The organism is Shewanella sp. 10N.286.52.B9, from assembly GCF_002873635.1.
Taxonomy (GTDB): Bacteria; Pseudomonadota; Gammaproteobacteria; order Enterobacterales; family Shewanellaceae; genus Shewanella.
Genome location: NZ_MCTY01000018.1, coordinates 1 through 7,154, shown reverse-complemented (window position 1 = coordinate 7,154; position 7,154 = coordinate 1). Strand labels below are relative to the sequence as shown.

The window sequence follows — 7,154 nt, the reverse complement described above, 5'->3', positions numbered from 1 at the left end:
CGCCAGCGGTTGAAGTTAAACCTGAAACAGCTAAAGTTGAAGTTAAAACGGTTGCATCTGCACCTATGACTAAGCCTGTTGCAATACAACGTAAAGCCGCAGTCGCACCAACAACTGTCGCACCAACCGAAGTTAAAGCTGAACCAGCTGTTAAAAAAGCACCTGTCGCTAGCCGCTTCGGCTCTATGGTCATGTCAGATACGACTAAGCCAGTAACAGAGGTTCGTACTCAGCAAGCTGTGCCAAAAGGCCGCGAGTATCAAGCTTCGCAAACTGAAGCCAATAGCGTTAAGTCAAAAGTGGCTAATAGTGCTTCAGCAGATATGTCTAAAGCATAACTGTTAGCATTCACCTTTGATGGTAATAAAAACCACGCTTCTTAGCGTGGTTTTTTTATGCTTAACTTTTACTAAAAACTTAGAGACTGTTCAAACTACCAGCCCTTATCAAGCCTTGATATTAATCCTGATTATAAAACCTCAGCTGTGATCTAGTTTTTCTGTTACTAACGAAAATATCAAGCTTAGCTTATCCTCTTAAAAATTCTCTCTAAAACCCTAACGATACGAATTAGCACAAATTAAGTTTAATTTCAGGTTTAGAAGGTTTGTCATTTTTGTTAACATGCTCACACTTTTATTATCAAACACATCAATAGATTTCAGAGGTTAAATGTTCGATCTACTACGTCATAAAACCAGTAGCGGCAAAGCAGATATATTATCTGGTTTAACCGTTGCACTCGCGCTTATTCCTGAAGCCGTTGCTTTTGCTTTTGTCGCACAAGTTGAGCCTATGGTAGGACTTTACGCAGCCTTCATCATGGGGCTAATTACTGCTGTTATTGGTGGCCGTCCTGGGATGATTTCTGGCGCTACCGGCGCGATGGCTGTTGTTATGGTATCACTGGTGGTTGAACATGGTGTTCAATACCTATTTGCCGCAGTAGTACTGGCAGGGATAATACAAATTTCTGCCGGTATTTTTAAACTGGGTAAATTTATCCGTATTGTTCCTTATCCTGTGATGATAGGTTTTGTGAATGGCTTAGCCATTGTGATTTTCCTTGCACAATTAGGCCAATTTAAAGTAAAAGATGCTGCTGGCAACATGGTATGGCTTGCACAAGAGCCCCTAATGATTATGTTAGCTTTAGTGGCACTAACTATGGCGATCATTCACTTCTTACCCAAAATAACCACTGCTATCCCTTCTTCATTGGTGGCTATTTTAACGGTAACGGCATTGGTTGTAGGCTTAGATTTAGATACTCGCAATGTACTCGATTTCTTAAAAACCATGAGCGGCGATGAACAAGCAACAATTGCTGGTAGCCTGCCAAGCTTTGCTATCCCAAGTGTCCCATTCACGCTAGAAACGCTTTATATCATTCTGCCTTATGCCTGTATTCTTGCTGCTGTAGGCTTGATTGAATCATTGCTGACGCTAACCGTTATTGATGAAATGACTAACAGCCGTGGTAAAGGTAACAAAGAATGTGTTGGTCAAGGTGTTGGTAATATTACCAGTGGCTTTTTCGGCGCTATGGGTGGCTGTGCGATGATTGGACAATCGATGATTAACATCAACTCTGGCGGTCGTGGACGATTATCAGGGATCACTGCAGCACTCGCTTTATTGGCATTTATCTTATTTGGTGCAGCCTTTATTGAAATAATTCCGTTAGCTGCATTAGTTGGGGTTATGTTCATTGTCGTTTTAGGTACCTTTGAATGGGCCAGTTTCAAAGTCATGGGCAAAGTGCCTAAGCATGATGCGTTTGTCATTGTGTTAGTAACAACGGTAACCGTGTTCACAGATTTAGCCTTCGCAGTATTTGTCGGCGTTATTGTGTCTGCATTAGTCTTTGCTTGGGAGCATGCCAAACATATTAATGTTGAAACCAATATTGATGCCAACGGTTGGAAAGTTTACAAATTAAATGGACCGTTATTTTTTGGTTCGGTATCTAATTTCTTAGAGCTGTTTGACGCAGAGAATGATCCTGAAGACATTATCGTAGACTTCCAAAACTCACGGGTTGCAGATCATTCTGCCCTCGATGCAATTGACACCTTAGCAGAGCGTTATCTTGCTGCCGGTAAGAAGTTACACTTGCGCCATTTGAGCGGTGATTGTAAAGATTTACTCCATAAAGCTAGAGCGTTAGTCGAGGTCAATGTGATTGAAGATCCCCATTACAAAGTGGCTGACGACGCATTAGACTCTTAATCGTTAGGTTTACACATTAAAAAAGGCGAACTCAGTTCGCCTTTTTTGTTGCCGATGTAAACTAACCTTAGCTAGTCATTATTTATCAGTGTCCTTTAACAACTGCTCAAATCGTTTCATCGCCATTTCAAATTTTGGTTTAATAATTAACTCACAATATGGCTGCTCAGCATTATTAGCATAATAATTTTCGTGAACACTTTCTGCAGGATAAAAAGCTTCGAACATGGCAACTTCGGTCACTATAGGTTTAGGCCAAATGGCTTGCTGAATTAGTTTACTAATAGCGATGGTCGCTTGATCAACCTGCTCTGTTGAATGAGTAAAAATAACTGAACGGTATTGCGGACCTTTATCATTACCCTGCTGATTTAAGGTGGTGGGATTGTGAATGGCAAAGAAAACCGCCAGTAAGCTTTGGTAACTAATGATACTAGGATCAAATTCCACCAATATAACTTCAGCATGTCCAGTATCACCAGAACATACCGCCATATAATTTGCATCGCTACCACTACCGCCACTGTAGCCTGGCGTTACCTCAATCACTCCCTTTAACTCATTAAATACCGCTTCAATGCACCAAAAACAGCCCGCGCCAAAAGTAGCAAACTGATTACTATTTACTTTTTGTAATTCATCTGCCGTTTGAAATATCATCGAAACAGAATTGACACAGTGACGGATATTTTTAGCGGTTAACATTTCGCCTTCAAATATATGCCCTAGGTGGCCGTCACATTTTCGGCAGGTGATTTCGATTCGATGGCCATCTTCATCGGGAGTTCGGTCAATTGCTCCCGGTATTTCATCATCAAAAGCAGGCCAACCACAATGAGCATTAAATTTATGCTCACTTTTATACAGAGGCGCTAAGCACTTTTTGCATAAATACACCCCTGGGGCATCATGTTTGACGTATTCGCCACTAAAAGGTTGCTCAGTTCCTTTTTGTTCAATCACATACTTTTCGAATTCCGTTAACTGCTTCATGAGTTCCATCTCTACTTCTGTTTTGATTAGGTTTACTGTACTGCAAGTATTACAACTATGGCAGTATGCACAATAAAGAGCACTATTTCGACTGACCAAGACATATTTCGCATCAAAAAATTGCGACAAAGTGTGACCAAGGTTAGAATCGCGCTGGGTCAAATAAAAACAATAGAAGAAAAATATGAAACTAGAAACAATTGATTACCGCGCAAAAGATTGTCCACAACAGTTTGTCGCTTCATTAAGAGAAACCGGGTTTGGCGTTCTTTCTAACCACCCAGTCAGTCAAGAACTGGTCGAAAAAATTTATCAAGAGTGGTATGCCTTTTTTCAATCTGAACAAAAAAATGATTATCTATTTAAACCAGAAACCCAAGATGGATTTTTCCCTGCTTCAATTTCAGAAACCGCTAAAGGCCATAGCGTAAAAGATATCAAAGAATATTTTCACGTTTATCCTTGGGGCCGTATTCCTGAATCGTTAAAACAAAATATCTTAGCCTATTATGCACATGCCAACGCGCTAGCAGCAGAGTTACTCGGCTGGATTGAAGAGTACGCACCTAAGGATATTGCTGACAAATTCTCAATGCCATTACCACAAATGATTGAAAATAGTCAGAAGACATTATTAAGAGTACTGCACTACCCGCCAATGCTTGGCGATGAAGAGTTAGGCGCTATCAGATCTGCTGCACATGAGGACATAAACCTTATTACTGTACTACCTGCTGCCAATGAGCCAGGACTACAAGTTAAAACCAAAGAAGGTAACTGGGTTGATGTACCCAGTGACTTTGGTAATATCATTATCAATATCGGTGATATGCTACAAGAGGCATCAGCAGGTTACTACCCTTCAACGTCACATCGGGTGATTAACCCTCAAGGCAGTGATAAAACTAAATCAAGAATTTCATTACCACTATTCTTACACCCAAATCCAGAAGTAGTATTGTCAGAGCGTCACACCGCTGACAGCTACTTAATGGAAAGACTGCGTGAGCTTGGGGTTATTTAACCCTACTGCTTATTTAGTGACATCGTTAATGATATTAAAGCGCCAATAGGCGCTTTTTTTTATCATTTTTACTCATAACAAGGTAGAATATGCCCCCTTTGTTAGTAGTAGATTTATAAAAGGCAAAATCATGGCAATTCAATGGTATCCAGGTCACATGCATAAAGCTCGTAAAGAGATTGAAGAGGCAATGCCTCAAGTCGATCTTGTTATTGAGGTGCTTGATGCCCGTATTCCTTACAGTAGTGAAAACCCAATGGTTTCTAAGCTAAGGGGCGATAAGCCATGTATCAAACTACTGAACAAGTCTGACTTAGCAGATCCAAAAGTCACGGCGCGTTGGATTGAGTACCTTGAGCAGGAACAAGGCGTAAAAGCCACTGCTATCACCACACTACAACCTGGTCAGGTCAAAAACATTCCTGATATCTGCCGCAAACTGGTACCTGCCAGAGACAAAATCGAAAAAGATATTCGTACCATGATCATGGGGATCCCTAACGTTGGTAAATCTACCATCATTAATACACTTGCAGGTAGAACCATTGCTAAAACCGGTAATGAGCCAGCTGTAACTAAACGTCAACAACGAATTAATTTACGAAATGGCATCGTACTATCAGATACGCCGGGTATTTTATGGCCTAAAGTAGATAACGAAGCCAGTAGCTACCGCCTTGCTGTTACTGGTGCAATTAAAGACACCGCAATGGAATATGAAGACGTTGCCATGTTTGCTGCTGAATATTTCTTAAAAGCTTACCCACAAGAAATTTGTGAGCGTTATAAGCTTAAATCATTGCCAGAAACCGACATTGAATTACTTGAAGAAATTGGCCGTAAGCGCGGAGCACTAAGACCTGGTGGCCGTATCGATTTACATAAAGCATCAGAATTACTGTTACATGAATTCCGCTCTGGCAAAACAGGGCTACTTACCCTTGAAACCCCTGAAATGGCCGAAATCGAGAAAGAAGAAGTCGCTAGAGTGTTGGCTGAAAAAGAAGCTATTAAGCAGCAGAAATTAGAGCAAGAAAATCTGAAACGATCAGGTAAACGTCACCAAGGCGAATAAGCCTTTAACAAAAACATCCAGCTTATCTGCAATGTGTTTGATAAACGACATATTTAAAATAAAGGCTTAGCAGCAATGCTAAGCCTTTATTGTTTTTACCCGTTAAAGAGCGAATATGTATAGATAATATTAACGGTTTTTCGCTATCTGCTTTGCTAAATTATCAAGGCTAGACTCCAGTAAGTCCAAAACCGTTTCAAAACCATTAGCGCCGCCATAGTAAGGGTCAGGAACTTCCTTGGCATGATTCACTTGCTCAAGGGAAAACTTATCCATACTCAGTTCATCAAAATCAGCTATATCGTCACTCATATAACTAAGCATTAATTTAAGCTTATGTTGATGTTCTTGCGGGCATATTGCCTGCAAGTCCTTTAAGTTAAAATTATCTGCAGCCAGTATTAAATCAAATTTTTCAAAATCAGCCTGAGCGATTTGCCTTGCATACATGCCTGAAAAGTCTAACCCTCTGGCATTGCCCGCTTTAATCGCGCGCGGATCGGGCGCATTACCTTGGTGGTAAGCTAAGGTGCCAGCAGAGGCAATCTCGATGACTAAGCCATATTCAGCCGCTTTACTACGAAACACAGCTTCAGCGCTAGGTGAGCGGCAGATGTTACCTAGGCATACGAATAGTACCGAGTTAATTCCTTTAATATCAGACATATAGCTCCATAATATGATAAAAACATAGTCAAAATAGGTAAAAGTAGGTCCAAACACGTCCAAATTATATTAGGGAAAAACAATTAGTTAAAAAACGGCTCAACCACTGATTGGGGAATCCTTGGGGAATAAAAATACATGCCTTGAGTTTAAAATACCATGATTTCGCCTGTGTTGTTTCTAGTTAATGAAGACCGTTCTTACATTAATAGGAAACACAAATGAAAACTAACTTTGAACTTATCAAAAAGACCGACAATCTTCTTATGCTACTTAATCGAATAGCCAGTGTGGTAAAAGCAGAGCACTCATTCAATGACATCTCTGAATATGACAATTTTGTAGAGAAAGATTTCTTAGTCTTTCAACTTAAGCAAAAATTGATTAAAGAAGGCTTTCATAATTTAGAAGTTCAATTGGCTATAAATTTTGTAACCCAGTTGTTAGATAGTGAATAATTTCCCTTGCTAAATCCTAGTTATTGATAAGGACATCAACGACTAGGAATTGTTATGAACAAGTCAGAAACACAGCTTATTAGAGTCTATAAACGTCAATCAAAAAGCCCATGGGATGATCACAGCACAGTACTGTTATTAGCAGACCATAAACTTGAGAACGATAAGATTCAACTGAGCTTTAGTAACTACATTTATTTACATCGAAATGTAGCAGGTCAAATGATAGGCATCAGTATCAGCAAATCGCTGCTTGAAGAGCATGCTGAGCTTGATAATCAATATCTAACAGGTATTGATGCATACATGATGCTATTGATATACAAAGAGGATATTGCCGCTTTTTGTGAGCTATTCAGCAATGAGTTTATTAGTATTTTTGGGATTCATCCGAATTATTACTTTGATGCTGCTGAGCAATATTGGTCTGATCTCATTATTGCTGCTGACGCACAATAATAACCAACTAGCGAACCCTATTGGGTTCGCTTTCTCATGGCTAAAAGTTCACGCGACCTAACAAGCTTCTGGACAGAAATCACTTAGAGCTAAAACTCTGAAAGCAACGACTTCCATTAGGTAAAGTATGGTGACCTGATATGTGGTAACGACCAAAGCAACGGCCGCACGTTAGTGCGTCAGATTGCCTTTGTTTGTTAGCTTTTGATGTGTGGGATTTTTACTGCCAGAAGTAATTTTAAATGCT

Annotated in this window: 8 protein-coding genes; 6 read left to right on the top strand and 2 right to left on the bottom strand. The window is 40.0% G+C overall.

Translation table 11 applies throughout. The features are described from left to right. The coding region (locus BCU91_RS20220; protein WP_157936256.1) for a hypothetical protein at positions 1 to 338 on the top strand (338 nt) is incomplete at its 5' end. A gap of 334 nt (positions 339 to 672) precedes the next feature. Then, complete coding sequence (locus tag BCU91_RS01835; RefSeq protein ID WP_076536194.1) at positions 673 to 2,232, top strand: SulP family inorganic anion transporter; 1,560 nt, start codon at positions 673 to 675, stop codon at positions 2,230 to 2,232. A 78-nt stretch (positions 2,233 to 2,310) separates the two neighbouring features. On the opposite strand, the gene BCU91_RS01830 is transcribed toward BCU91_RS01835, so the two are convergent. Further along, a complete protein-coding gene (locus tag BCU91_RS01830; protein ID WP_102530768.1) occupies positions 2,311 to 3,225 on the bottom strand; it encodes a bifunctional methionine sulfoxide reductase B/A protein in 915 nt (304 codons plus the stop codon). Positions 3,226 to 3,409: 184 nt separating this feature from the next. Between BCU91_RS01830 and BCU91_RS01825 the strand changes: the two genes are divergently transcribed. Next, positions 3,410 to 4,249 (top strand): 2OG-Fe(II) oxygenase family protein, encoded by an 840-nt coding sequence (locus BCU91_RS01825; RefSeq protein WP_102530767.1) that lies wholly within the window; start codon positions 3,410 to 3,412, stop codon positions 4,247 to 4,249. 130 nt (positions 4,250 to 4,379) lie between these two features. Further along, entirely contained in the window at positions 4,380 to 5,324 is a 945-nt protein-coding gene (gene ylqF, locus BCU91_RS01820; protein WP_076536189.1) for a ribosome biogenesis GTPase YlqF, read from the top strand. 129 nt (positions 5,325 to 5,453) lie between these two features. Here the strand turns inward: ylqF and BCU91_RS01815 are convergent, their stop codons facing one another. After that, positions 5,454 to 5,990 (bottom strand): low molecular weight protein-tyrosine-phosphatase, encoded by a 537-nt coding sequence (locus BCU91_RS01815; RefSeq protein WP_102530766.1) that lies wholly within the window; start codon positions 5,988 to 5,990, stop codon positions 5,454 to 5,456. Positions 5,991 to 6,211: 221 nt separating this feature from the next. On the opposite strand from BCU91_RS01815, the gene BCU91_RS01810 reads away from it, so the two are divergent. Beyond that, entirely contained in the window at positions 6,212 to 6,448 is a 237-nt protein-coding gene (locus BCU91_RS01810) for a hypothetical protein (protein WP_102530765.1), read from the top strand. Positions 6,449 to 6,502: 54 nt separating this feature from the next. Continuing rightward, complete coding sequence (locus BCU91_RS01805) at positions 6,503 to 6,907, top strand: hypothetical protein (RefSeq protein WP_102530764.1); 405 nt, start codon at positions 6,503 to 6,505, stop codon at positions 6,905 to 6,907. Positions 6,908 to 7,154 lie beyond the last annotated feature (247 nt).

Coding starts and splice junctions, on each gene's coding strand:
- BCU91_RS01835 (WP_076536194.1), top strand. CDS start 673: ATGTTCGATCTACTACGTCATAAAACCAGTAGCGGCAAAGCAGATATA.
- BCU91_RS01830 (WP_102530768.1), bottom strand. CDS start 3,225: ATGAAGCAGTTAACGGAATTCGAAAAGTATGTGATTGAACAAAAAGGA.
- BCU91_RS01825 (WP_102530767.1), top strand. CDS start 3,410: ATGAAACTAGAAACAATTGATTACCGCGCAAAAGATTGTCCACAACAG.
- ylqF (WP_076536189.1), top strand. CDS start 4,380: ATGGCAATTCAATGGTATCCAGGTCACATGCATAAAGCTCGTAAAGAG.
- BCU91_RS01815 (WP_102530766.1), bottom strand. CDS start 5,990: ATGTCTGATATTAAAGGAATTAACTCGGTACTATTCGTATGCCTAGGT.
- BCU91_RS01810 (WP_102530765.1), top strand. CDS start 6,212: ATGAAAACTAACTTTGAACTTATCAAAAAGACCGACAATCTTCTTATG.
- BCU91_RS01805 (WP_102530764.1), top strand. CDS start 6,503: ATGAACAAGTCAGAAACACAGCTTATTAGAGTCTATAAACGTCAATCA.